This window comes from Micromonospora sp. D93 (assembly GCF_018070365.1).
Taxonomy (GTDB): Bacteria; Actinomycetota; Actinomycetes; order Mycobacteriales; family Micromonosporaceae; genus Micromonospora; species Micromonospora ureilytica.
Genome location: NZ_JAGPXW010000010.1, coordinates 1 through 24,403 on the forward strand (window position 1 = coordinate 1; position 24,403 = coordinate 24,403).

General features: G+C 70.5%; 27 protein-coding genes and 1 tRNA gene. 17 read left to right on the plus strand and 11 right to left on the minus strand.

Features of this window, described 5'->3' with window-relative positions; all coding sequences use genetic code 11:
- Positions 1-493: TIGR03086 family metal-binding protein (locus KBX71_RS13730; protein WP_210818291.1), on the minus strand; the 493-nt coding region annotated here is incomplete at its 3' end.
- A gap of 31 nt (positions 494-524) precedes the next feature.
- On the opposite strand from KBX71_RS13730, the gene KBX71_RS34830 reads away from it, so the two are divergent.
- Positions 525-893 (plus strand): DUF6597 domain-containing transcriptional factor, encoded by a 369-nt coding sequence (locus KBX71_RS34830; RefSeq protein ID WP_374102599.1) that lies wholly within the window; start codon positions 525-527, stop codon positions 891-893.
- Complete coding sequence (locus KBX71_RS34580) at positions 787-1,377, plus strand: AraC family transcriptional regulator (RefSeq protein WP_307847061.1); 591 nt, start codon at positions 787-789, stop codon at positions 1,375-1,377. The genes KBX71_RS34830 and KBX71_RS34580 overlap by 107 nt, the downstream gene beginning before the upstream one ends.
- A 35-nt stretch (positions 1,378-1,412) precedes the next feature.
- Here KBX71_RS34580 and KBX71_RS13740 read toward each other — a convergent pair whose 3' ends face one another.
- Genes KBX71_RS13740 through KBX71_RS13765 form a run of 6 tightly spaced genes read right to left on the minus strand, consistent with a single transcriptional unit; the run spans position 1,413 to position 7,010 of the window.
- Entirely contained in the window at positions 1,413-2,951 is a 1,539-nt protein-coding gene (locus tag KBX71_RS13740) for a SpoIIE family protein phosphatase (RefSeq protein ID WP_210818292.1), read from the minus strand.
- 4 nt (positions 2,952-2,955) lie between these two features.
- Positions 2,956-4,317, minus strand: a complete 1,362-nt coding sequence (locus tag KBX71_RS13745) for a sensor histidine kinase (protein ID WP_210818293.1) — start codon at positions 4,315-4,317, stop codon at positions 2,956-2,958.
- Positions 4,314-5,327, minus strand: a complete 1,014-nt coding sequence (locus KBX71_RS13750) for a SpoIIE family protein phosphatase (protein ID WP_124823143.1) — start codon at positions 5,325-5,327, stop codon at positions 4,314-4,316. Before KBX71_RS13750 ends, KBX71_RS13745 begins: the two co-directional genes overlap by 4 nt.
- Positions 5,324-5,743, minus strand: coding sequence for an anti-sigma regulatory factor (locus tag KBX71_RS13755; RefSeq protein WP_124823138.1), 420 nt, complete (start codon positions 5,741-5,743; stop codon positions 5,324-5,326). Before KBX71_RS13755 ends, KBX71_RS13750 begins: the two co-directional genes overlap by 4 nt.
- The gene (locus KBX71_RS13760) at positions 5,740-6,150 is read right to left on the minus strand and encodes an STAS domain-containing protein (protein ID WP_196920595.1); all 411 of its coding nucleotides are present in this window, start codon (positions 6,148-6,150) and stop codon (positions 5,740-5,742) included. The genes KBX71_RS13755 and KBX71_RS13760 overlap by 4 nt, the downstream gene beginning before the upstream one ends.
- Positions 6,150-7,010, minus strand: a complete 861-nt coding sequence (locus KBX71_RS13765) for an STAS domain-containing protein (protein WP_210818294.1) — start codon at positions 7,008-7,010, stop codon at positions 6,150-6,152. The genes KBX71_RS13760 and KBX71_RS13765 overlap by 1 nt, the downstream gene beginning before the upstream one ends.
- 163 nt (positions 7,011-7,173) lie before the next feature.
- Here KBX71_RS13765 and KBX71_RS13770 point away from each other — a divergent pair, with 163 nt between their 5' ends.
- Positions 7,174-7,530, plus strand: coding sequence for an STAS domain-containing protein (locus KBX71_RS13770; protein ID WP_091395791.1), 357 nt, complete (start codon positions 7,174-7,176; stop codon positions 7,528-7,530).
- A 13-nt stretch (positions 7,531-7,543) separates the two neighbouring features.
- On the opposite strand, the gene KBX71_RS13775 is transcribed toward KBX71_RS13770, so the two are convergent.
- On the minus strand, positions 7,544-8,695 hold the full coding sequence (locus KBX71_RS13775) for an MFS transporter (protein WP_247683451.1): 1,152 nt from the start codon (positions 8,693-8,695) through the stop codon (positions 7,544-7,546).
- 215 nt (positions 8,696-8,910) lie between these two features.
- On the opposite strand from KBX71_RS13775, the gene KBX71_RS13780 reads away from it, so the two are divergent.
- The 4 genes from KBX71_RS13780 (at position 8,911) to KBX71_RS13795 (ending at position 11,050) form a co-directional block, all read left to right on the plus strand.
- On the plus strand, positions 8,911-9,591 hold the full coding sequence (locus KBX71_RS13780; protein WP_210818295.1) for a FadR/GntR family transcriptional regulator: 681 nt from the start codon (positions 8,911-8,913) through the stop codon (positions 9,589-9,591).
- 39 nt (positions 9,592-9,630) lie between these two features.
- Positions 9,631-10,092, plus strand: coding sequence for a large conductance mechanosensitive channel protein MscL (mscL, locus tag KBX71_RS13785; protein ID WP_210818418.1), 462 nt, complete (start codon positions 9,631-9,633; stop codon positions 10,090-10,092).
- Positions 10,093-10,173: 81 nt separating this feature from the next.
- Positions 10,174-10,425, plus strand: coding sequence for a hypothetical protein (locus tag KBX71_RS13790; RefSeq protein WP_210818296.1), 252 nt, complete (start codon positions 10,174-10,176; stop codon positions 10,423-10,425).
- A 253-nt stretch (positions 10,426-10,678) separates the two neighbouring features.
- Positions 10,679-11,050 (plus strand): hypothetical protein, encoded by a 372-nt coding sequence (locus KBX71_RS13795; RefSeq protein WP_030486187.1) that lies wholly within the window; start codon positions 10,679-10,681, stop codon positions 11,048-11,050.
- Here the strand turns inward: KBX71_RS13795 and KBX71_RS13800 are convergent.
- On the minus strand, positions 10,963-12,252 hold the full coding sequence (locus tag KBX71_RS13800; protein WP_210818297.1) for a benzoate/H(+) symporter BenE family transporter: 1,290 nt from the start codon (positions 12,250-12,252) through the stop codon (positions 10,963-10,965). The genes KBX71_RS13795 and KBX71_RS13800 overlap by 88 nt on opposite strands.
- A 55-nt stretch (positions 12,253-12,307) precedes the next feature.
- On the opposite strand from KBX71_RS13800, the gene KBX71_RS13805 reads away from it, so the two are divergent.
- The 4 genes from KBX71_RS13805 (at position 12,308) to KBX71_RS13820 (ending at position 16,277) form a co-directional block, all read left to right on the plus strand.
- Positions 12,308-12,868 carry an XRE family transcriptional regulator gene (locus tag KBX71_RS13805; protein WP_307847062.1) on the plus strand — a complete coding sequence of 187 codons (561 nt, stop codon included), beginning with the start codon at positions 12,308-12,310 and terminating at the stop codon, positions 12,866-12,868.
- Between the two features lie 115 nt (positions 12,869-12,983).
- Positions 12,984-13,703 carry a PP2C family serine/threonine-protein phosphatase gene (locus tag KBX71_RS13810; protein WP_124770664.1) on the plus strand — a complete coding sequence of 240 codons (720 nt, stop codon included), beginning with the start codon at positions 12,984-12,986 and terminating at the stop codon, positions 13,701-13,703.
- Positions 13,704-13,799: 96 nt separating this feature from the next.
- Entirely contained in the window at positions 13,800-14,990 is a 1,191-nt protein-coding gene (eis, locus tag KBX71_RS13815) for an enhanced intracellular survival protein Eis (protein WP_210818298.1), read from the plus strand.
- 102 nt (positions 14,991-15,092) lie between these two features.
- Complete coding sequence (locus KBX71_RS13820) at positions 15,093-16,277, plus strand: hypothetical protein (RefSeq protein WP_210818420.1); 1,185 nt, start codon at positions 15,093-15,095, stop codon at positions 16,275-16,277.
- A gap of 13 nt (positions 16,278-16,290) precedes the next feature.
- Here the strand turns inward: KBX71_RS13820 and KBX71_RS13825 are convergent, their stop codons facing one another.
- Positions 16,291-17,373 carry an NAD-dependent epimerase/dehydratase family protein gene (locus KBX71_RS13825; RefSeq protein WP_210818299.1) on the minus strand — a complete coding sequence of 361 codons (1,083 nt, stop codon included), beginning with the start codon at positions 17,371-17,373 and terminating at the stop codon, positions 16,291-16,293.
- Between the two features lie 588 nt (positions 17,374-17,961).
- Between KBX71_RS13825 and KBX71_RS13830 the strand changes: the two genes are divergently transcribed.
- The 4 genes from KBX71_RS13830 (at position 17,962) to KBX71_RS13845 (ending at position 22,126) form a co-directional block, all read left to right on the plus strand.
- Positions 17,962-18,462, plus strand: coding sequence for a cupin domain-containing protein (locus tag KBX71_RS13830; protein WP_210818300.1), 501 nt, complete (start codon positions 17,962-17,964; stop codon positions 18,460-18,462).
- 246 nt (positions 18,463-18,708) lie between these two features.
- Positions 18,709-18,780 (plus strand) — tRNA-Lys (locus KBX71_RS13835).
- Positions 18,781-19,087: 307 nt separating this feature from the next.
- Positions 19,088-20,536 (plus strand): ATP-binding protein, encoded by a 1,449-nt coding sequence (locus KBX71_RS13840; RefSeq protein ID WP_210818301.1) that lies wholly within the window; start codon positions 19,088-19,090, stop codon positions 20,534-20,536.
- Between the two features lie 171 nt (positions 20,537-20,707).
- Positions 20,708-22,126 carry an IS1380 family transposase gene (locus KBX71_RS13845; protein ID WP_210818421.1) on the plus strand — a complete coding sequence of 473 codons (1,419 nt, stop codon included), beginning with the start codon at positions 20,708-20,710 and terminating at the stop codon, positions 22,124-22,126.
- 270 nt (positions 22,127-22,396) lie between these two features.
- Here KBX71_RS13845 and KBX71_RS13850 read toward each other — a convergent pair whose 3' ends face one another.
- On the minus strand, positions 22,397-22,744 hold the full coding sequence (locus KBX71_RS13850) for a hypothetical protein (RefSeq protein ID WP_210818302.1): 348 nt from the start codon (positions 22,742-22,744) through the stop codon (positions 22,397-22,399).
- Positions 22,745-22,799: 55 nt separating this feature from the next.
- On the opposite strand from KBX71_RS13850, the gene KBX71_RS13855 reads away from it, so the two are divergent.
- Together KBX71_RS13855 and KBX71_RS13860 are read left to right on the plus strand one after the other, a co-directional pair.
- Entirely contained in the window at positions 22,800-23,243 is a 444-nt protein-coding gene (locus KBX71_RS13855) for a hypothetical protein (RefSeq protein WP_210818303.1), read from the plus strand.
- A gap of 154 nt (positions 23,244-23,397) precedes the next feature.
- Positions 23,398-24,168, plus strand: a complete 771-nt coding sequence (locus KBX71_RS13860) for an IclR family transcriptional regulator (RefSeq protein WP_124821734.1) — start codon at positions 23,398-23,400, stop codon at positions 24,166-24,168.
- The last annotated feature ends 235 nt before the right edge of the window (positions 24,169-24,403 follow it).

Genomic DNA, 24,403 nt, shown 5'->3' on the forward strand with positions numbered 1-24,403 from the left:
GGGGTGGGGTGGCGAAGACGCCCATTTTGCGGGCGGTGGGGCCCAACTGCTCCACCAGACCGTGCAGCTCGGCCACCGCCTCCGGCGCTGGGTGGTACGGCAGGCCGGTGGCGACCGCGAGGTCCCAGCCGTGCACGGTCAGGTCCAGCAGGGCCATACCGCCGATGACGGACTGCGGCATGCCCATGCCGGGTGACACGCCCTCCAGGGTGGACGGGTCCGACCAGGCGGCGACCAATCGGCTGGTTTCCGCCTCGAAGCGGTCCCGCCAGCCGTCGCCCAGGTGGTCGGGCTTCTCCGCCCACTCCACCTGTCGCTTCTCGGCCAGGTCCTGAAAGTTGACCACCACCTGGAAGAGATGATTGAGCAGATCACGGACCGCGTACTCCTGGCACGGCGTGGGCAGGTCGAGCTGGTCGTCGGAGATACCGCGCACCACATCGACGGTTCGCGGCGCCGCAGCGGCCAGCAAATCGCTAGTCTGAGTGGACATATGGCCAGCGTATGAGGGTGGTCTTGAACAAATGCGACACCGACCGCGTGGCGACAGCAGGGGGATTCTCGACCCCGGGCGGCTGCTGCGCGAGGTGCGCTTCCGTCGACACCTGCCGGCGGAGTCGCTGCGCCCGTGGGTCGAGCACTACTGGTTGATCGACTGGGTGTTGAACGCGCCGTTCGAGCAGCGGGTCGTGCCGCACCCGGCGGTGAACGTGGTGTTCCGACAGCGACAGCGACAGCGATGGCGATGGCGATGGCGACAGGCCCGAGTCCGGCGAGGTGGCCGGGGTGGGCCGCGACCTGTTCCGGATCACGCTCTGCGGCACCGGCCGGGTGTCCGGGGTGCAGTTCCGCCCCGGCGGCTTCCACGCCTTCTGGCAGCGTCCGGTCAGTGAGTTGACCGGACGTAGGGTGCCGCTGCCCACCGGCCGGCTGACCCACCCGGGTTTCCCGGTGTGCGCGGGCAGGCCCGCGGGACCAGCCACGTCGGCGGCCAGCGACACCGAACGCTGCCGGGCTTTGGACACCCTCCTCACCGCTTGGCGACCCGAACCGGACCCGGTGGCCGAGGAGGCCGTCCGGCTGGCCGAGGCGATCCGCACCGACCGGACCGTGCTGCGCGTCGACGACTTCGCCGCGCGGCACGACGTTCCGGTCCGCCGGTTGCAGCGGCTCTTCATGGAGTACGTGGGGGTCGGGCCGAAGTGGGTGATCCGCCGCTACCGGCTCCAGGAGGCGGTCGAACAGGCCGCTGGCGGCCCGGTGAGCTGGGCCGGCCTCGCCGCCGACCTCGGCTACAGCGACCAGGCCCACCTGGTCCGCGACTTCACCGCCGTGGCCGGGGTGTCCCCCGCCGCGTACGCCCGCTCGGTGCGCTGAGGAAGCCGAGAGAGAAGGCCGGGACAGCTGGCAGATCAGCGGCGACGCAGGACGACCACGGCGACGTCGTCCTGGATCTCCGGTGGGGCCAGCTCCACCAGCAGCCGGGCGCAGAACTGGTCCAGGTCACCGTCGACAGTCGCGGCGACCGCGGCCAGCGCGGACAGCCCCTCGTCGATGGTGGCGTCCCGTCGCTCGATCAGCCCGTCGGTGTAGAGGACCAGCGTGGCTCCGGCCGGCACCACGAACTCCAGGTCGGCCGGGCGAGGGGCGCGGATGCCGAGCAGCGGCGCGGAGTGCTGCACGAAATCGACCTTGCCGTCCATGATCAGCAGCGGCGGAAGGTGCCCGGCGCTGGCCAGCCGGACCCGTCCGGTCGCCGGGTGCAGCAGCAGTACGCAGAGCGTCGCGACCTCGTTCGGCAGCAGCGTCCGCATCAGCTCGTTGACCCGGTGCAGGATCTCGCCGGGCTGGTGGCCCTCGACCGCGTACGCCCGCACGGCGTGCCGCAGCTCGGCCATCACTGTCGCCGCGTGCAGCGAGTGGCCGGCGACGTCCCCGATCGCCATCAGCAGATGCCCGTCGAGCATCACCAGCTCGTAGAAGTCGCCACCCACCTCGGTCTGTGCGCTCGCCGGTTCGTAGCGCACCGCGAAATCGAGGCCGGCCACTGTGGGCAGGCCGCGCGGGAGCAGGCTGCGTTGGAGGGTGACCGCGATCCGGTGCTCCTCGTCGAACGAGCGTTGCCCCTCGACTGCCGCCGCCACCGCCTGGGCCAACTGCTTGAGCACCGGGGTTCGCGCGGTCTGGGTGGCGGTCGGGACCACCACGTACAGCGGGGCGCGATCCTCGCGCAGCTTGGCGGCGGCGATGGTCACCGTGTCGTCCGCCGGCCACTCGACGAGCGCCCAGCTCGCCGGGGCCTCCACCCGGACCGTGGCGCCGGTGGGCACCCCGGTGTCGTCGACGACCCACGGCACCACGGCGGCCACCGCGCCGGGACCGGCGCAGATCCCCGCGAGGCAGTCGCCGTCGAAGGTCTCGGCGATCACCGCCGCCGGGCTTCTGAAGATCTGGGCGGCACCCTCGGCGGCGGCCTCCAGCAGACGCGCGAAGGTCGGCGCGGCGTGCACCGCCACTGTCGTGTCGGCCAACCCGAGCAACCGCTCGGCGAGCAGTTCGGCGCGCTGCCGTGCCTGGTAGTAGCGCAGCACCGCCCGCGTGGTGGCGATCAGCTCCTCGGGCTCGATGGGCTCGGTCAGGTACGCGTCCGCGCCCCGGGTCAGCCCTTGGGCGCGGTCGGCCACGTCCACGGCGTGCGCCGACACGTGGATCACCGGCATCGCCGGGTGCCGCGCCTTGATCTGTTCGCAGACTTCGTACCCGCTCAGGTCGGGCAACCGGACGTCGAGCACCACCAGGTCGATCCGGTCCACCTCGACCCGAGCCAACGCCTCGGCGCCGTTCTCGGCTTCCAGCACTGTGAACCCGGCCCTGGTCAGCCAGCTGACCAGTAGGTAACGCTTGGTACGACTGTCGTCGACCACCAGGATGGTTGTCGGCAGGCCGTCCATGCCGTCACGCCCCGCCGGTGGGCAGGGAGACGGTGAACGTGCTGCCTTCGCCCGGCGCGCTGGTCAGCTCCAGCGTCCCGCCCAGCAGCGTCACCAACCGCCGGGCGTACGGCAGGCCGAGGCCGGTGCCGCCGACGCGGGTGGCTCCCGGCACCTGGTAGAACTCCTCGAAGATCCGGTCGTGCAGCTCGGGAGCGATGCCCGGCCCGGTGTCGCTGACCGTGAAATGCCAACGGTCGCCGTGTTGGCTGGCCCGCAGTCGTACCTCGCCGCGTTCGGTGAACTTCAACCCGTTGTGCAGCAGATTGCGCAGCACCTGGCCGAGCAGCACCTCGTCGGTGCGCAGCAGGGCCGGCGCGGCCGGTTCCTCGACGACCAACTCCACCTCCGGGCGGGTGGCCAGGGCGCGCAGGGTGCCGCGGAGTTGACCGAAGACCGGGCGCAGGTCGACCTCGGCCAGGTCTGGCTCGATCCGGCCGGATTCCGCCTTGGCCAGGTCGAGGAGTTCGTTGACCAGGTTGAGCAGGTCTGCCGCCGACGAGCGGATCAGGTCGACCTGGCGGCCCTGCTCGTCGGTGAGCGGGTCGGAGGCGGAGTCGGTGAGCAGCCGCCCCAGGCCGATGATCGCGGTGACCGGGGCGCGCAACTCGTGGCTCACGTTGGCCAGGAACCGGCTCTTCGACTCACTCGCCGCACGGAGCTGAGCGGACTTCTCGTCCAGCTCGGCGTAGAGGGCGACGACGCCGCGGTTGGTCTCCTCCAGCTCCTCGGTGAGCTGGTTGTAGAGCGCCAGCACCCCCCGGTTGGTCTCGGCCAGCTCCTCGTTGAGCACGGCCAGCTCGTCGCGCTGACTGCGCACCTCGTCGAGTGCGGCGATGAGCTGCCCGTTCTGCACGGTCAGCTCGTCCAAGGCACTGGCCGGCGCGGTACGGCCGAGTTCGGTACGGAACTCGGCGAGCCGCTCCGGGGTCGGCGTCGGCGCGCTGGCCGGGACTCGTCGGGACATCCTTACGACCGTAACCCCCTCGACGGTCGACACGCTCAGTGTGTCAACCAGTCGGGACACCGCGCCGGACTGCGGTTGGTAGCGACCGTCCGGGAGCGGGGACACCGGGGCCAGGTCGGCGCGCAGGTGGAACCGGCCGTCGGCACCCGCGTCGACGTGGAACGAGACGTCGGCACCGCCGGTCGTGCCGAGCAGGTCCCGGGCGACCTCGCTGAGCGCGGTGGCGATGCGGATCTGGTCCTGGTGTTCCAGACCGACCACCGTGGCCACCTCGCGGCCCCGCTGGCGGATCACGAAGATGTCCTGCTCGACCCGCAGCGCCATCTGGAGCAGCGGCAGCGCTGCCGGCTCCCCGCTCATGCCCAGGACCTCGCGACCAGTACGCAGGCGTCGTCGCGTCGTACACCGGCGTCACGCAGCAGGGTCGCCGCCATGACCAGCGGGGATCTCTCCATCAGACCCGGGTAGTCGGCCATCCGCCACCTGTCGACCACCCCGTCGCTGTGCATCACCAGCCGGGCACCGGGACCGAACGGGTAGTCGTACTCCCGGATGGTCGGCCGTTGGTGGCCGGCGATGCCGGGCAGCGACACCAGCCCCCGGCGCTGGCCGCCGCCCTCGACGACCACACCGGAGATGTTGCCCAGGCCGGCGTAGTGCAGCACACCGGCCGCCGGTGCCAGCTCGGCGACCGCGAGCGCCGCGCCACGGGTGTGCGACATGCTCCGGTGGAGGTGACCGACCACCACCGCCGGTGGACCGGCCGGGGCGTCCCGGAACGCGGCCAGGGCCGCGTCGGTGGCGGCGCCGGCCAGCGGGCCGTGCCCCAACCCGTCGCTGACCAGCACCTGGTGCCGCCCGTCGGCGACCCGCACGGCGTAGCCGTCGCCGCTTACCGTTTCGCCGGTCAGCGGTCGGGTGAGAGCACCGGCCCAGGACGGCCGTGCCGGCTCCGCCGGCCAGACCTGCACGGCGAGGACGGTGCCCTTGCCCGGCAGCGAGTATCCGTCGAACCAGCTGGCCTGCCTCACGATGGCACCCAGACCGATGCCGAGCGTGCCGGTGGTGGAGTGCCCGTCCTGGGACGAGACGGTCAGGTCGGCCATGCCGGGCCCGGAGTCGATGGCGATCAGTTCCACGCCGGCCTGCCCGGCACGGCGCACCGGCCGGAGCAGCAGCACACCCTCGTCGGCGTGCTTGACCAGGTTGCTGGTCAGCTCGGCTGCGACGATAGCCAGGTCGGCGATGCGCACCGCACCCATTTCCACCTGGGCGCCGAGGCGCTCGGCGGCGCGCCGGACGGCGCTCGCCGCGCTGCTGGCCTCCACCCGGAACCAGATGCCACTGTCGGTGACCGCGTCGGCGTTCACCGGGACCACTTGGTGACCGTGATCCGCGTGCCGGTGTCCGGAGAAGTCTCGATCTCGAACTCGTCGACCAGTCGACGGGACCCGCTCAGCCCGAGGCCGAGCCCACCGCCGCTGGTGTAGCCGTCGGTCATGGCCAGATTCAGATCGGCGATGCCCGGTCCGGAGTCGGCGAAGACGATCCGCACGCCCTTGCGTCGGCCGTTGTCCACGGTCGTCACCTCGACCGAGCCGCCACCGCCGTACACCAGGGTGTTGCGGGCCAACTCGCTCGCCGCGGTGACCACCTTCGTCTGGTCCACGAGGGACAACTTGACGGCCACCGCCACGGCGCGGACCAACTGCCGGACGCGTACCACGTCCTCATCGCTGCGGACCGACTGCGCCTGTGGCTGGCCCAGGTCGATGCCCGCGGTCACGGCGTGGCCGTCTCGGCGTCCGGATCGTCGTCGAGCTGGTAGTCGAGCTCGTCGGCGTGGGCCGCCGCGATCAGTTCCATGCCGCGCTCGACGTTCAGCGCGGTACGGATGCCGTTCAACGACAGCCCGAGTTCGACAAGTGTGATGGCGACTGCCGGACGCATCCCGACCACCACCGTCTCCGCGTCGAGCACCTTGGAGATCGACGCGATGGTGGAGAGCATCCGCCCGACGAACGAGTCGACGATGTCCAGCGCGGTGATGTCGATGATGACGCCGTGGCAGCCGGTGGCGACGATCCGCTCGGCCAGGTCCTCCTGGAGCGCGACCGCCGTCTGGTCGGACATGTCGAGCTGGATCGAGACGAGCAGAATGTCACCGATCTTGAGGATCGGCACCCTTTCCATCAGACGCCCCGACGCGGCTGGCGGCGAGCGGTTTCCACCTCGCTGAGCCGCAGCACGTGACGCAGCGCGTCGGCGAGGCTCGCCTTGGTGGCGATGTCGCCGAACTCGATGCCGAGCGCCACGATGGTCTGCGCGATCTGCGGGCGAATGCCGGAGATGATGCAGTCGGCGCCCATCAGCCGGGCGGCGACCACGGTCTTCAGGATGTGCTGGGCGACCTGGGTGTCCACCGCTGGTACGCCGGTGATGTCGATGATCGCGTACGGCGAGCCGGTGTCGACCAGGGTCTGCAGCAGCCGCTCCATGACGACCTGGGCCCGGGCCGAGTCCAGGGTGCCGACCAGCGGGACGGCGACGACACCCTCCCAGAGCTTGACCACCGGCGTGGAGAGTTCGAGCAGCTGCTCGGCCTGATCGGCGATCAGGCTCTCCCGGGTGCGGACGAAGCTCTCGAAGGTGAACAGGCCCATCTCGTCGACCAGCTTCGAGAAGGCGACGTAATCCTGCAACGCGTTCGGGCCGCCGGCCTCCTGCACCAGCTCGGCCAGCACGTCCTTCAGCGCGAAGACGCTGATCGTGGTCTCGGTGGCGGAGAAGCCCTGGCGGGCCCGGCCACGGGACAGCTCGGAGAGCGCGGCGCGCAGTTCGCCGGCGCTCTCGGCGGACAGGTCGATGGTGCCCTTGTCGCCGGTGGCGACGATGGCGTGGTGCAGGTCCTGGACCTGTCGGCGCAGCTCCGCCTGGCTCAGTCGGCCGCGCAACGACCTGGTGACGATCTCGGTCCACCGAGTTGTGACCCGTTCGTCCTGCCCGCTCAGCAGCGCGGCGAGCCGACCACTTTCTTCGGTGCTCAACGCCATTTCGAACCCCCTTGACCTGGACCGGGCGGACTCTATCACCGGGGGCCGACCAACTACTTGCCCCGTAGCAACAGAATGACGAGAGCCACCGGATCACGGCTCCCGTGCTACGTCCGACCATGGTCGTGGGATACCGTTCCCCCGATAACAGGAGGTCTGGCGAATGTCGTTGACGGTGCACACGGAACAACGCGGCGACGTGGTCGTCGTGGCGGTCGCGGGCGAGCTGGACATGGCCACTGCACCGCAGCTACAGGACCAGATCACCGACCTGCTCGACAAGGGCCGCAACCGGCTGGTGTTCGACCTGGCGGACGTCTCGTTCTGCGACTCGACAGGTCTGTCGGTCTTCGTCCGCGCCAAGAACAGCTGCGACGAGGCTGGCGGCGTCGTCCGGCTGGCCGCCCCGCAGCGCGGTGTGCTGCGCATCCTTGAGGTGAGCGGGCTGGTCGAGGTGCTGCACACCTACCCGACGGTGGATGAGGCAGTCGCCGGCGAGTCGACGCCGGCTTCCTCCTGACCGTCCGAGTGCGTCACTCGTCCTCGACGTAACGGGGACGAGCGATCGCCATGCCCGCCGTCGTCTGCACGGCCAGGGCGCCCAGCAGGAACCCGATCGGCGCGGTCCAGCCGCCGGTGGCCTCGTAGAGGATGCCGACCATCAGTGGGCCGAGGGCGGCGATCACGTACCCGGTGCTCTGCGCGAACGCGGAGAGCGCGACAGTCCCCTCGGCGGTGCGGGCGCGCAGGCCGATGGCGGTCAGGATCATCGGGAACGCGCCCTGGCCGATCGCCAGGAGGGCGACCCAGAGCAGCGCGGCACCGTGCGGAGCGAGCGCCAACCCCAGGTAGGCCAGCGCCGACGCGGTGGTCAGCCCGAGCACCAGCGGACGCAGGCTGCCGAGCCGACCGGCCAGGGTGGGCATCAGCAGCGCGATCGGCACGCCGAGCGCGGTCACCCCGGCGAGCAGCAGCCCGGCCGACTCCGGCTGGTAACCGGCGTCGCGGAACAGCTGGGCCAGCCAACCCATGATCGCGTACCCGCTGAGCGACTGCGCCCCGAAGTAGACGGCCATCGCCCAGCCGAGCCGGGTCCGCGCCGGCCGGACCCGCGTGGGCGTGGCGACGACCGCCGTCGGGGTCGCCCGCCGCGCCGCGGCGCGGGTCCGCAGCGCCAGCGGCACCCACGGGAGTACGGCCACCGCGGCCATCGCGGCCCAGACGCCGAGCCCGGCCCGCCACGACCCGAAGGCGTGCGCGATCGGCACCGCGGAGGCGGCGGCCACCGTCGTGCCCACTGTCAACGCCATCGTGTACGCCCCGGTGACCAGGCCGGTGCGGTGCGGGAAGTGCTGCTTGACGAGCATCGGCAGCAGGATGTTGGCGACCGCGATGCCGGACAGCGCCAGCGCGCTGGTGAGCACGAAGATCAGGGCCGAGTCGGTGGCGACCCGGAGCACCTGGCCGACGGCGAGGGCGAACATGGCGACCACCAGCACCCGGGCCGGTGCCACCCGGCGGACCAGCCACGGGGTGAGCGCGCCGAGGCCGGCGAACGCGATGGTCGGCAGGGTGGTGACCAGGCCGGCGGTGACGCCGGAGAGGCCCAGCCCGTCGCGGACCTCGTCGAGCAGCGCGCCGAGGCTCGTCACCACGGCACGCAGGTTGAGCGCGACCAGCAGCATCCCGACCAGCACCAGCGCGCCACCGGTCGCCGGGTGCGTCCGCCGGCCGGCGCCGGGGTCCCGCGTCTGGGGAGGGTCGACGGCGACGGGGGCGGGCAGCGCCGGAGCGGCGGTTGGTGGCGGGGTCATGACCTCTAACCTACAATCATGGGATGAATTTGGGACCGGTGATGTAACCAGTGCCACCGTCTGTTGAATCCCCCTCCACGCCGCCAGTGCCTCCCCCCGGCCAGCCCGCCGTGCCGCCTCGCGGCCACCGGGTCCGGCAGACCACCGAGCAACTCCGCGCCCGGATCCTCGGCGGCGAATGGCCCGTCGGCGGGCGCATCCCCACCGAGCCACAACTGGTCGCCGCGCTGGGCGTCGGGCGCAACACGATCCGCGAGGCCGTCCGCGCCCTGGTGCACGCCGGAGTGCTGGAGTGCCGGCAGGGCTCCGGCACCTACGTGGTGTCCACCGACGAACTGGCGCCGGTGGTCGCCCGCCGGCTCGGCGACGACCGGATGACCGAGGTCATCGAGGTACGCCGTGCCTTCGAGGTGGAGGCCGCCCGGCTCGCCGCGCTGAGGCGTACACCCGAGGACCTGGCGGCGCTCGACGGCGCGCTCGCCCAGCGCGAGGCCGCCTGGCACGGGGGCCGGGTCGACGCGTTCGTCGAGGCCGACGTGGCGCTGCACACGGCGGTGGTCGCCGCCGCGCACAACGCCATGCTCGCCGAGCTGTACGCCTCGGTGGGCACCGCCCTGCGCAGCACCGTCGCCCAGGCCATGGGTGGGGCGCTCACCCCCGAGCGTTACGTCGACCACACCCGGTTGGTCGAGGCGATCCGGGCCGGCGATCCCGGCCGTGCGGCACTCGAAGCCGGCGCTTTTCTGGAACCCGCCGAACGGGCATAGGTTGTGCCCGACAGAAAAGCGGACACCTCGGGAGTACGAATGCTCAAGGGCTTCAAAGACTTCATCATGCGCGGCAACGTCGTCGACCTGGCGGTCGGTGTCGTCATCGGCGCCGCGTTCACGGGCGTGGTCACCGCCCTCACGACCTCGTTCCTCAAGCCGATCATCAAGCTGGTCGGCGGCGGAGAGGACCAGTTCGCCGGTCAGTGGAGGATCAGCGAGGGAAACTACATGGACTGGGCGGGGTTCATCAACGCCCTGATCACCTTCCTGCTCACCGCGGCGGTGCTCTACTTCTTCGTGGTGTTCCCGATGAACAAGCTGGCCGAGCGGCGGCAGCGGGGCGAGGAGCCGCCGCCGGCGGCGCCGAGCGAGGAGGTCAAGCTGCTCACCGAGATCCGGGACGCCCTGGTCTCCGCCGGTCACACCACCCCGGGCCAGCAGCGCGGGGCGCTGGACGACGTGCTGGGCCGGCGTCCCGAGCCGCCGACGCAGCGCTGACCCGAACGGATGCACATCGGCCCCTGCGGGATTCCCGCAGGGGCCGCACCTTCTCGTACGTGTGTTCGATAGAGTCCCGCCATGGAGCAGCGAAAGCACTGGTGGAACGGGAAGTGGGGGCGGCTGGCCCGGCGGGACGTCTTCCTACGGGTGGACGCCGACCGGTGGCACGTCGAGCAGCGGGCCGGCGGCGCCGAGGGCATCTCCCGTTTCTACGAGTACGGCAGTGCGGACGAGGCCGAGGACACCGTCCGGGCGCTGCTCGACGGCCCGGACACCTGGCGGGAGCTGTCCCCGCGCCCGCCCGGCGGCTGGACCCTCCCGTACAGCTGAGCGGGCGGGTGCAGCAGACAGTGCGGGGCCCTTCGTCCGCCACCGTTGCTCCGCCTCCCGGTGGCGGTACTGCTCTCACGGTGATGACTCTGAGGCATATTGATGCCACACAGTCATCACGCTCTCCGGCCCATCGCCTCGAGCCACTGCCGCTACCCCATCGGCGAGCGGGCAAAGCGACGCGCGCCAGCGAAGCGGCGGTGCCTGCGAGCGACGGCGTTTAGCGGCGTGCCGCCCTGGGAACCGCAGCGGGATGGACCAGCAGGACGAGCAGCAGGCGACCATCTCGCGGATCACCACCGGGATGCCGGTGATCGATTCAGCCGGCACCGAGGTCGGGACCGTCGACCTCGTCCAGCGGGGCGACCCGAACGCGGTGACCGTCCAGACACCGACCGCCGACCCGGGCAGCAGCCTGGACGAGCTGATCGAAGCGACAGCGGTCGAGGAGCCGGACGTCCCGGCCGATCTGGCGGCGCGGCTGCTGCACAGCGGCTACCTGAAGGTCTCGACCGAGCTGACCCGCACCGGCGCGGTCTACGTACCGGCCGACCGGATCGGGTCGGTGGCCGACGGCCGGGTCCTCCTGGCCGTCGGTGTGGCAGACCTGCCGCCCGAGGAGTGACCACCCCGCCCTTCCCCTGCGGCGGGGATGGGCTGGTCCGGCGCGGCGGGTTGGCGGCGGTGGAAGAGCAGCAGCATCAGGCAGCCCGCGACCAGGCCCCAGAACGCGCCGCCCACGCCGATCAGCGTCACCCCGGACGCGGTCACCACGAAGGTGACCACGGCGGCCTCGCGGGTCGCCGGGTCGGTCACCGCCGAGGCGAGCGCGGTGGCGAGTGCGCCCAGTAGCGCCAGCCCGGCGACCGCCTCGATGAGGATCGGTGGGGCGACCGCGACAAGTGTGGTGGCCACGCCGGCACCCAGACCGAGCACTGCCAGTCCAGCGCCGGCGGTGACCGAGGCGATCCACCGGCGCTCCGGGTCGGGGTGCGCGTCGGGGCCGGCGGCCAGCGCGGCGGTGATCGCCGCGAGGTTCACCGCGTGCCCGCCGGCCGGGGCGGCGAGCAGGCTGGCCAGGCCGGTGGTCCGCAGCGCGGCGCCGAACGGCGGCCGGTAGCCGTAACCGACGAGCACCGCCATGCCGGGTACGTTCTGCGCGGCCATGGTGACCAGGAACAGCGGCAGGGCCAGTCCGACAAGTGCGGACGCGTTCAAGGCCGGCGCGGTCAGCGTGATCGACGGGATCAGCGCGGCGCCGGTCAGGCCGGCCGGCGGTGCGGTCAGTGCGATCGCCGCCACCGCCACCACCAGCGCACCGGGCACCGCCCAGCGGCGGGCGAACCGGTGCAGCAGCAGCCAGCCGACCACCACCGGCCCGGCCACCATCGGCAGTTCGACAAGCGCGCGGACCGGGGCTGTGCACAGCGGCAGCAGCACCCCGGCGAGCATCGCGCCGGCCACCGGCTTGGGGATGGCGGCCACCGCGCGGCCCAGTGGCGGGAACAGTCCGGCCGCGACGATCAGCACACCGGAGACGAGGAAGGCGCCCACCGCTACCCGCCATCCGCCCGGTGGCGGCCCGGTAGCCACCAGCAGCGCCGCGCCCGGCGTGGACCAGGCCGCGCTCATCGGTATCCGGTACCGCCAGCCCAGCCAGGCGGCGACGAGCCCGCTCGCCACGCAGAGAGCGAGCAGGCCGGAGGCGGCCTGGGCGTCCGACGCGCCCGCCGCTCGGAGCCCGGCCAGCACGACGGTGAACGAACTGGCGAAGCCCACGAGCGCCGTCACCACACCCGCCAGCACCGGTTGTACGCGTCCGGCCACTCCACCCTCCCGACTGTTCCGTTTACGGAACGGCAGCGTGTAGCACGATAGCCGGGTGCCGCACCCACCACCAGAGCCGCGTCCGGACCTCGACGTGGATCCCGCCGTCGTCGGCCGCCGGGTCCGTGCACTGCGCGAGGAGCAGGGGATCTCGCTGTCCACACTCGCCCGGCTCGCCGGCGTCGGAAAGGCCACCCTCTCCGGCCTGGAGAACGGCACCCGCAACCCGACCCTGGAGACGCTCTGGGCGGTCACCGCGCAGCTCGGCGTACCGCTGACGGCAGTGTTGGCGGAGCCGGCCGCCGGCCCGACCGTGCACGGCGCCGCGGTCAGCGCCACCCTGCTGGAGGTGTTCACCGACACCGACGCGACCTACGAGCTGTACCGGATGCGGGTCGCGCCCGGCCCCGGGCAGCTCTCCCCCGCCCACCCGCCGGGGGTCACCGAGCACGTCACCGTCTTCGCCGGGGTGCTGCGCGCCGGACCGGCCGACGCACCGCTGACCGCCTCGGCCGGCGGTCACCTCCGCTGGGCGTCGGACGTGCCACACAGCTACGCGGCGGTGGGTGACGAGGAGGTCGCGGCGAGCCTGCTACTGCGCTATCCGCGCCGCTGAGGCCCCGCCGATCGGCCATGGACCGTCGGGCCGGTCGACGAAAATCGCAATCATTTCTCGACCTAGGTAGGAGGCGTAGAGACGAATGCGGGTTGTTCTTGGCAAGCTTGACCCCATGACGCTGATCCTCCGCTCGGTCATCCTCAACGACATCGGCTTGGTGCGCACCAACAACGAGGACTCCGCCCTCGCCGGTGACCGCCTGATCGCCGTCGCCGACGGCATGGGTGGGCTGCCTGCGGGCGAGGTGGCGAGCGAGATCGTGATCCGGATCCTGGACGAGCTGGCTCCGCCCACCGACCCCGACGGTGCCGCCGACGCACTGCGTGCCGTGGTCAGCACCGCCAACCAGCGCATCCACGCCGCGATCACCGTCGACCCGAGCCGGGACGGCATGGGTACGACGCTCACCGCGGCGCTGCTGGCCGGGGAGACGCTGGTGCTGGCCCAGGTGGGCGACTCCCGCTGCTACCTGCTGCGCGACGGGGAGCTGACCCAGCTCACCCGGGACGACACGTTCGTGCAGGCGCTTGTCGACCAGGGCACCCTCTCTCCCGAGCAGGCCCGCCACCACCCGCAGCGGTCCCTGGTGACCCGGGCCGTGCAGGGCGCCGACACCCCACCCGCTGTCGGTGTGCTCACAGTGGTCCCCGGCGACCGGCTGTTGCTGTGCAGCGACGGGCTCTCCGACTACGTCGAGGACGAGGCCATCGCGGCGGCCCTGGGCATGTACGCCGACCGTCAGCAGTGCGGTGAGCAGTTGGTGAAGCTGGCCCACCACGCCGGCGCGCCGGACAACGTCACAGTCGTGGTCTCCGACGTCGTCGCCCGCTGACCCGTGCGGCACCTGCCGGCCGGCTGACCGTCGGCCGGCGTCGCGGATCGGGCCAATCCGGTTGCTGCCACCCGCGCGGCGGGTTGAGATGGGCGAATGACCATCCGCCGGGTGACCGACGACGACCGTCTCACCACCAGCTTCCCGCTGGCCGCGTACGCCTTCGAGTCCTCGCCGCTCAGTGCCGCGCGGACCGCCGAGTTCCGCGACTACCTGCCCTACAACCAGGGCAACCGGACGCTGATCGTCGAGGAGGACGGCACCACGTTGGCCGCCGCCTCGGCCATTCCGATGCGACAGAACCTGCGCGGGGTGGTGCTGCCGATGGCCGGTGTCGCCGGGGTGGCGACCCATCCGCTGGCCCGCCGGCAGGGGCACGTCCGGACGTTGCTGCACCAACTCCTCGACGAGATGCGCGACGAGGGCCACCTGCTCAGCGCGCTCTATCCGTTCCGTCCCAGCTTCTACGCCCGGTTCGGCTACGTCGGGCTGCCCAAGCCCCGCCGGGTCACCTTCACGCCGGCCAACCTGGGCTCGCTGCTCCGGGTGGACCTGCCCGGCGAGGTGGGCTGGGAACGCATCGCCGCCGGCTACCCGGCATGGCGGGCGTTCACCGAGCGCAACCTCCAGGAACGACACGGCTTCGCGATCTTCCCCGACCACCGGGCGGTCGGGATGCGCGACCGTGACGAGTACTGGCTGCTCACCGCCCGGGTCGGCGGGGAGGTCACCGGCGCGGTGACGTACCGAATCGACGAGCACGGCGGCACGCTGCACGGCAACGAACTGCTGGTCACCGACCCACTCGCGCGGACGCTGCTGTTGCAGTTCTTCGCCCGGCACGTCGACCAGATCGAACGGATCACCGTTCAGGTTCCGCCGGACGAGTTGCCCGAGCTGTGGCTGACCGACCTGGACGTGCACGTCGAGGCCCGCACGGCCGTGCCGGGTTCGTCCGCGCCGATGGCCCGGCTGCTGTCGCTGGACGCGTTGAGCGGGCTGCCCGCCGGCCCGGGTCGGGTGCGGATCGAGCTGACCGGGGATCGCTGGCTTGCCGGCACCCACCTGCTCGACGGCACGACAGGCGCGCTGGCACTGGTCGACGACACCACCGGCCACGCCCCGACCGCCACGCTCACCGCCGCCGGGCTCTCCGCCCTCGCGTACGGGGTGCTGGACCCGGCCGAGTTGCCGCTACGCGGTCTGGGTGAGGTGCCTGTGGACGCCGCCACGGAGCTGCGCGGCCTCTTCCCCCGCCGGGTGCCGTACCTCTTCGCCGACTTCTGAGAGCGGTCTGCCGCCCGCGCCCGACGTGGCTTAACGGCGCCTTAAACCGGCTCGGCGGATTCGTCGCGACGCCGTCGCGGCTCCTAGCATCACGGGGTGCGCATGACGTCGCTTGCCGCTCTCCTCGTCCTCGGTGTCGCCACCGCGACCCTGCCCGCCTGCGCGCCCAACGACCCGGCCCCCACCTTCGAGGCCGGCTCGACCGCCTCGCCGACGGCCCTGCCGACCGGCGGTCAGGGTGAGGCGCCGGGGGCCCGGGACGGCCTCGGCGGGCCGGGGGCCAGCGCGAGCCCGAAGCCCGCCACCAAGGTGCTCGCGGCCGGCAACCCGAACGGTAAGGCCACAGTGCCGGTCGAGGCGCGGGCGGTGGACACCTCGAAGCCGACCCGGACCATCGGCACCGGCACCCCGGCGAGCTGCACCTCCGCGGCGGTCGTGAAGGCCGTCGCCACCGGCGGTGTCATCAGGTTCAACTGTGGACCGGCCCCGGTGACGATCAAGATGGCCGCCACCGCGAAGGTCCGCAACGCCAACGGGCCGAAGATCGTGCTGGACGGCGGCGGCACTGTCACGCTGAGCGGCCAGGGGCAGCGCCGCATCCTCTACATGAACACCTGCGACGAGGCCCAGGGCTTCACCACCTCGCACTGCCAGAACCAGGATCACCCACAGCTCACAGTGCAGAACCTCACCTTCGCCGACGGCAACTCCACGGGCGAGAAGGCCGAGGGCGGCGGCGGTGGGGCGATCTTCGTACGCGGCGGGCGGCTGAAGGTGGTCAACTCGCGCTTCGTCCGCAACCGCTGCGACCGCACCGGCCCCGACCTGGGTGGCGCGGCCATCCGGGTGCTGAGCCAGTACGAGAACAAGCCGGTGTACGTGGTGAGCAGCACCTTCGACGGCGGTTCCTGCTCCAACGGAGGGGCGTTGAGCAGCATCGGTGTGTCGTGGGTTGTGCTGAACAGCCTGCTCCGGGACAACGAGGCGATCGGCAGCGGCGCCAACCCGGCCAAGTCCGGCACGCCCGGCGGCGGCAGCGGCGGCGCGATCTACTGCGACGGCAACGAGTTCACCGTACGGATCGCCGGCACGATCATCGAGAACAACACTGCCAACGAGGGCGGCGGCGCTGTCTTCTTCGTGAGCAACAACCGCACCGGCACGATGAAGATCGAAAACTCGACACTGCGCCGCAATCCCAGCGCCAAGTTCGAGACCCGCGGCTTCCCCGGCATCTTCTTCCTGGGCGCCCGCAACCCCACGGTGACGGGCTCGAAACTGAGCTGAGGCCGCGCGTACCTCAGTAGGGGTTTCCCTCGCCCGGAGGGCGGGCGTGAAGGAGGGCGGCCGGGCGGCCGGGCAGATCCCGCGCGCCGGACATCGGTGGGCTTGTCGTGTGATCGCCGTCGGCCATTCCGACGAAGAGTTCCCTGAGCGCCGTCAGCGCACTGATCCTGGGGTGCCAGCCCAGCTCGGTCTCCGCGCGCTCGCTGGACATCAGCGGGGCGTTCAGACCCAACTCCACCCAGCCCGCGTCGACCGGTTGCAGCCGCGCCCGCCAGGTCAGCGCCGCCGCCGCCCGCAACACCGGCGCGGCGACCGGCACCGTCCAACCATGGAAGTGCCGGGCCACCAGCTCCGGAGTGAGCACCGGGTCCGCGGCGACATTGAAGGCGCCGCGCGCATCACCCAACACCGCCCGGGTGTACGCATCGGCCACGTCATCGGCGTGCACCGCCTGCATCCGCAACCGGCGGTTCGTCGGCACCAGCGGGATCCGGCCGAAGCGCAGCAGCCGCACCGGTGCCAGCGGGCCGAGGAAGTAACGCGTGATCTCCGCACCGGCGGCCCGCTGGAAGATCAACCCAGGTCGCATCCGTACCACCCGCAGCGTCGGATGATCCTGCTCAACCCCGTCCAGCAGCGCCTCCACCTCAGCCTTGTGCTCGCTGTACGACGAACCGGGCACACCGGTGGCCGGCCACCGCTCACTGATCGGGTGGTCCTTCGGGCCGGGCGCGTAGGTGCCGACCGACGAGGCGTACACCAGGGCCGGCACACCGGCCCGGACCACCGCGTCGATCACCGCCCGACTGCCCTCGACGTTGGTCCGGCGCAACACCCGCTGGTCGTGACTGGGCTGGATCTGCCAGGCCAGGTGGACCACCGCGTCCGCACCCGCGAACACCTCGGCGAGCTGCCCGGCCGCGCCCGGCGCGCCGATGTCGCAGGAGTGCCACTCCACCTGGTCGTACGGCTCGCCAGCATCCGGACCGGGCAACCGTCGAACGACCCCGGCCAACTCCACGCCCCGCTCCCGGCGCAGCCGCCGCAGCAGCGCCGTACCGACGTTGCCGCTCGCCCCCACCACCACGATCCGCATGCCCGACCCCGTACCCGCCCAGCAGCAGCTCAACCACCCACCAACCGCAGCGCGGTGCCTGCGGCCTGCAACGCGGCCCCGGCGGCTTGATCCACTCGACTTCCTGAAAGTCGCGGTATCCGAGCAGCCAGGACCGCCCGCCTTCCTGAATCCCGAGTCGATCAAGACCGGTCCGATGTCGTGTGGCCCGACCGGCGAGGACAACTGTCAGCAGCGCCGCGCCCACGAGAAGGATCGACCCGGTGGTGACGGCGAAGGCAGCCAGGGTCGGTCCACCCCCTTGGCTGCCCCAGATCCCTTGGCTGAGCTGGTTGGCGCCGAACAGACCGGCCGGGGTGGCGAGCAGCAGGGCCACCCAGAGGCCGGCGTCGTCGCCCCCAGTTGGCGCTGTTAGATGGCCCGGTGCGTGCAGGTGGCCGAGGCGCAGGAGCCGCAGCAGTGACAGTCCCGGGCAGCCACCGGAAAGCACGCGAGGTGGCGGTGCTCTCCACGAGGATCAGACAAGCGGCCCCGTCGAGTTGCCTTCGGGGACGCACCGTCGCCCGGCCGATCGAACCAACCGACCGCACACCCCAGGAGACGATTCCGATGATTCCCGACGACGATCCCACTCGCTCGCTGACCGTGGCGGACCCCGACGATCCCGCCACGACCTACATCTCCCTGGTGGGCAACACCTACGGCATGTTGATCACGGGCGAGCAGACCAACGGCGCGTACTGCCTGATCGACATGCGCGTCCCCGACGGCGGCGGGCCACCGCCGCACCGGCACGACTTCGAGGAGATGTTCACGATCCTGGAGGGCGAGATCGAGTTCACCTTCCGCGGCGAGAAGCACGTCGTGCGGGCCGGCTCCACGATCAACATCCCGGCCAACGCACCGCACAACTTCCGCAATACCTCAGGTGCGCCGGCCCACATGCTCTGTATGTGCACCCCGGCCGGGCAGGACGAGTACTTCACCCGCATCGGCGACGTCGTCGCGGGCAAGGACGCACCGCCGCCGCAGCTCTCACCTGACGAACTCGCCGAACGCCGCCGCCTCGGTGCCGAGCTGGCCTCGACCTACCGCAGCGAGTTCCTGTGACCAGCCAACCGCTGGCGCTCTGACGATATCGAGCCCGGGCAGCAGCATCCGTCGGACTGACTGCGGAAGGGGTCCGAGCCGCATGTGCGCGGCTGGGACCCCTCGCATGTTCGCCGTCGAGGGGTGATAAAGCTGTACCGGCGACAAAGCGGTGCGAAGTCTGCCGCGGGTGTAGATCAGCATCGCTCCTCTGGACCGGGGGCGGACATCAGCCGGGGCGCAGACGGTCGGGTAACCTGAGCGCGCGGGCCGCTAGCTCAATGGCAGAGCTGTGGACTTTTAATCCATAGGTTCAGGGTTCGAGTCCCTGGCGGCCCACGCATTTCCTCGACTGTCCCTCTGCGGCAGGAAGCGATCGCCATCCGGAGCTTCGGCGTGCCGCCCGCGAGCGATGGGGAGCGACCGCCAGGGAGCCGGCTCATCTTGTCGACCTACTCCCGGCTCGTCCATTGGTGTCCAGGGTCAGCCCGGTGGCGACCCTGTCGAGCGTGAAGCAGTTCGTCCGCGCGGTAGCGGACACCGGCCGATGGCGTGGCGCTTGAGTCGCGGCGACGTACATCAGTAGCGACCCCGAATTTAGGTAGACTGGTCCGAAGTAAGATCCGATCTAGCTTCGGGAGGGTCGATGTTCATCGGCCGGCGCACGGAACTGGACCTGCTCACCAAACAACTCGATCATGTGAAGCGCACTGGCGAGGGTCGCTCTGTCGCTATCCGCGGCCGGCGGCAGGTGGGCAAGTCGCGGCTGGTGCAGGAGTTGTGCGACCGGGTCGATCTGCCCTACTGCTTCTACACCGCGGTCAAGGGCGCGTCGAGCATCGAAGCGGTCAGCTACTTTCTCGGGGCCTTGCGCGACTCGTCGCTGCTTACCGCTGGCCGTCGTGATCTTCTGCCGTCCCAGCCGCCGGCCGGTGGCTGGGGAGACATGCTGCGGGTGTTGGCAGGTGTCTTGCCCGACACGCCGAGTGTCGTCGTCCTCGACGAACTGCCGTGGATCTCTGAGCAGGACCCGACGTTCGACGGACACCTGCAGGTCGCCTGGGATCGCCTCATCTCCAGCAGGCCAGTGCTGATGCTGCTGCTCGGCAGTGATCTGCACATGATGCAGCGGTTCACCGAGTACGACCGACCCTTCTACGGCAGGGCCACGAACATGGTCCTCGGCCCGTTCAATCCTGCCGAAACCGCCGCCGTGACCGGGTTGAGCGGCGCGGACGCGATCGATGCGCACCTGATCACCGGTGGATTGCCGGGTATCGCTCTGGAGTGGTCCCCGGGAACGCCCCCGGTCGATTTCCTGAGTCAGGAGATCTCCAACAAGACTTCGGCGTTGTTCACCGTCCCCGAGCAGTCCCTGGCATCGGAGTTTCCCGCCCCCGACACTGCCCGCCGCATCTTGGAAGCTGTCGGTGGAGCGGGTAGCCGCACGTTCAGCAACATCGCTGCTGCCGCCGGGGACCGCGGCGGCCCAGTCAGTTCCGGCACGCTGTCGCCGCTGCTTCACCGGCTCGTCGAGGAGAAACAGATCCTCGCTGTCGACAAGCCGCTGTCCACCAAGCCCAGCAAATTGGCTCAGTACCGGATCGCTGACAGCAATCTGCGCCTGTACCTGGCCATCTTGCGCGATGTGCATCAACTGGTTCTGCGCGATCGGTCAGCGGCCGCTCGCGCCATCCTCGATAGTCGGTGGTCGAGTTGGCGGGGTAACGCCGTCGAGCCGATCATCCGCGATGCGCTCGCCATCTCCGCCGGAGCCGGAGTTCTGCCCTGGACTGACGCGTGGGAAGTCGGTGGTTGGTGGAACCGGCAATCCAACCCAGAGATCGATCTTGTCGGAGCCGACCGCGCTCCGATCGCCTCCCGCATCGCGTTCGCCGGCTCCATCAAGTGGCAGGACGGCCCGTTCGACCGGCACCACCTCGACGAACTTCGGCGTCACGCCCCGCTGATCCCGGGTTTTCAGCCCGGCACCAGCGGGCTGGTCGTCGTCAGCCGCTCCGGAGCTGACCTCCCGGACGGGGCCGTGGACCTTGTCTGGGGACCCGACGACGTCATCCGCGCCTGGTCGGTCTGATTCTGTCTAACGTGCCGACGGACGCGGTGTTCTCGGTCGGTAATGGTCACGGAGCGCAATCCGTCAAGCTAGCCTCGGCCCTTCGTTAAGGGCTGCGCGGCGGCGGTCCCGGGGACGCGAAAGTGCCTTCTGATCTGGAACGATGTGACTTGTCTAGGGTCTCATCCATCCATCACGGAAGGCACTTTCAAGGTGCAGCGTACCGGCATGCGTCCTAAGCTTGCGGTCTCTGGTGGGGGTCGGGGCGTGGTCGGTCACGCCGGTGCCCGCTTGCTGGCCGACGTCGCCGAGGTGACGGGGTTGGCCAGGGGTTTTGGTGATGCGCTGGCCGGGTTGCGGCAGCGACGCCCGGTCCATGAGCCGGGCCGGGTCGCCGTCGATCTGGCGGTGATGCTCGCCGACGGCGGTGAAGCGATCGCTGATCTGGGCGTGTTACGCCATCAGCCCGAATTGTTTGGGCAGGTCGCGTCGGACGCGACCGGGTGGCGGGTCCTGGACAGCCTCGACACCGTGGCGTTGGCCCGGTTGCGGCAGGCCCGCGCGGCGGCGCGGGAAGTCGCGTGGGCGCAGACCTGTGAGATCCGCGGCCGGTTGCCCGCCTCGGTCGCGGCGGGCCGCGAGGTCCCCGGTCTGGTCCTGGACATGGATGCCACCCTGGTCATCTGCCATTCCGAGAAGGAATCGGCGACGCGGACGTGGAAGAAGACATTCGGCTACCACCCGCTGCTGTGTTTCCTCGACAACACCGGCGAAGCCCTGGCCGGACTACTGCGCGAAGGACGGGCCGGGTCGAACACCACCGCCGACCACATCACCGTGCTGGACGAGGCCCTCGCGCAGATCCCCGACGCCCACCGGCACGGGACACCGCTGCTGATCCGCACCGACGGCGCCGGCAGCACCCACGGCTTCCTCGCCCACATCCGAGGCCTACGCGAGCACGGCATCGACGCCCGATTCAGTGTGGGCGCCGCGATCACCGCAGCAGTCAGGGCGGCGATCGAGCAGGCCAACGACTGGATCCCCGCGATCAACACCGACGGCGCTCTGCGTGACGGCGCCGAAATCTGCGAACTCACCGGCTTGGCCGACACCAGCGGTTTCCCGGCCGGAACCCGCCTGATCGCCCGCCGGGAACGACCACACCCCGGCGCCCAGTTGTCGCTGTTCGACACCGTCAACGGCATGCGGCACCAGGTCATCGCCACCGACGCCCCGCCCGGTCAAGGATCCCTGCAGTTCCTGGAGGCCCGTCACCGCGCCCACGCCCGCGTCGAGGACCGCATCCGCACCGGCAAAGCCACGGGCTTCGGCCGGTTCCCGTCACGGATCTTCGCGATCAATCAGGCCTGGCTGCAGCTGGCGTTGACCGGCATTGACCTGCTCGCCTGGACCCAAACCCTGCTACTCGACGGCGACCTCGCCCGCGCGGAGCCGAAGAAACTGCGCTACCGGCTCCTACACGTCCCAGCCCGCATCGCCCGCACCGCACGCCGAACCTGGCTACGCATCGCCGACGGCTGGCCCTGGGCCGAGGAGATCATCACCGCGTTCACGCGCCTCGCCAGCCTGCCCCGGCCCCTTTCCTGAACCACAATCCCCGCCCCAGCAACAGCTTCGAGGAACCCGGCCACGCGTCGGGCCCAAACCATGCCTACCGGCAGAAACACCGCCAGCCGCACCCACAACACCAAGATCAATCACTCATGAAAGACCGAGGCTAGCAGGGAAGTTCAGCAACCGTGCCAGCCGAACCCGGCCGAGAAGCACGCTAGCAACCCGAGTGACCTCGATCCACACCGCAGGAGGCCGACTCGCCGGCAATCCATAGGTTCAGGGTTCGAGTCCCTGGCGGCCCACTCACAGGCAGGTCAGCGGCCCAGCCGGGGGTCGCTCCTGCTGGCCGGCGGCTGAAGTCGCGCGCTGGTAATCTGCGCCCCTCGGCGAGAGCGGAGTATGCCCGGTGCTCAGGATGGTGCTGCACAGGTCGGTTGCGGTGGCGGCCGTCTGCTTGGTGACCGCCTGCGGTTCTCCGACGACCTCAACAGCGGACGCCGGCGGAACGAAGCAGGCGACGGGCTCGGCCACAGCCACGAAACCAGCAGTTCCGGCGACCGGCGGGCCCGGGTACTCCGCGACGCTGTCGGCACGCTTGGTGGCCACGGAGTCACTACCGCCCGGCTTCACTGTGGAGATCGCGACCAGCATGGCGCAGGATGCTGGAGATCGGCGTGCAGACGTCGACGCATCCTGTTCGCACAGCATGATGCCGCTGCTGTCGGCCCGTCGGCTGACCGGCACTCCGTCAGCGATAGCCGCGGCCACCCTCAGCTACGACGCGGGTCCCGATGACTTGTGGGTGGGGACCGAAGTCCTCAGGACCTACACCGATGACGGTGCACGGCGAGCGATGACCGACCTGCGAGCGCTCATCGACAGTTGCCCGACCCTTGCGCCGTCCGGCCAGGGCGTCGGCGGCAGTTATCGCTTCTCGGTAGCGCCAGGGCCGCAGTTGGGCGATGACAGTCTTCACGTCAGCCACACCACGACGTCGGATCTTGACACGCTGGAATGGGACATCGTGCTCGTCCGGATCGGAACCACTCTGGTGGTCGTTCAGGCGGAGGGCAACAAGCCCGGCGGCGGCAGATACCTCACTCAGGTTGCCGAAGCCGCGCTGCACAGGTACCAGACGACCGGGTCCTGAACGACCTCGGAGGGCAGTCGGCGCGCGGCCGTGATTGCCCGGGTGCGGCGCTGTCCGGACCCTGGCGCCGGGAGCCGACGTAGATATCCTCTTCAGGTGCTGGCCCGTGTGGAGATCATTGACACGGGTTCGGCGCTGCGAAGGGACTATCGACATGCCCCGTGTGGTACCGGCGGTCATCCGCGCGCTCGACGTCCTCGAACTGTTCCTGGACTGCCCCCAACTGTCGGCCCGTCAGGTGATGGAGCGGCTCGACCTGCCCCGCACCACGGTCCACGAACTGCTCGTCACGCTTGAGGCTCGCTCGTACCTGATCTCCGTGCCGGGTCAGCCGGTGCAGTATCGGCTCGGCATGCCGCTGTTCCAGCTGGGCGCGGCGTTCGCGGGCCGGCTTGACCTGGTACGCGAGGCGCAGGGCGTCGCGCGGGACGTGGCGGCCGCGTGTGACGAGGCGGTCCATGTGGCTGTGCTCGACGGCGCCGATGTCATCTATCTCGTCAAGTTCGACAGCACCCACCCCGTTCGGATGGTTTCCGGGGTCGGACTGCGGCTGCCCGCGCACTGCACGGCAGTCGGCAAGGTACTGCTGTCGGCTCTCGACCAGGCGGACCTGGACGTCGTCCTGCTCAAGGACCCCCTGCCGGGCATGACGCCGGACAGCATCACCGATCCGGATCTTCTTCGTGATCATCTGAACCGTGTCCGGGCGGAGGGTGTCGCGGTCGACATCGGCGAGTCGGACACCGCGATGCGCTGTGTCGCTGCAGGGATCCGGGACCATACCGGCGCCATCATCGCTGGAATGAGTCTGTCTGCGCCGATCATTCGCTGGACGCCCCAGGTGCAGGTGGAGTGGACCGGGCTGGTTCGCGAGGGCGCGGCTGTGTTGTCGGCTCGCATGGGCTACCGGGCGCAACCTCGGTAGGCAACCTCCCGCTTTCGGTTCGAAACAACATCGAAACATTGACATTGTTCATCGCACTGCCCTAGCGTCGCGACCACTCGATACGGTATATCGAACCTAGTTCGAAATCTCGAACGGCGGTGGTCAGGTGACCCGACCGAACTGGAACGTCAGCGCTACTACCTCGGCCCGGTCGCCGATCGCCTCAACCTCGTCGCGCTACCCGGAGAGCACCACCCGACATGTCTCGGGTGGC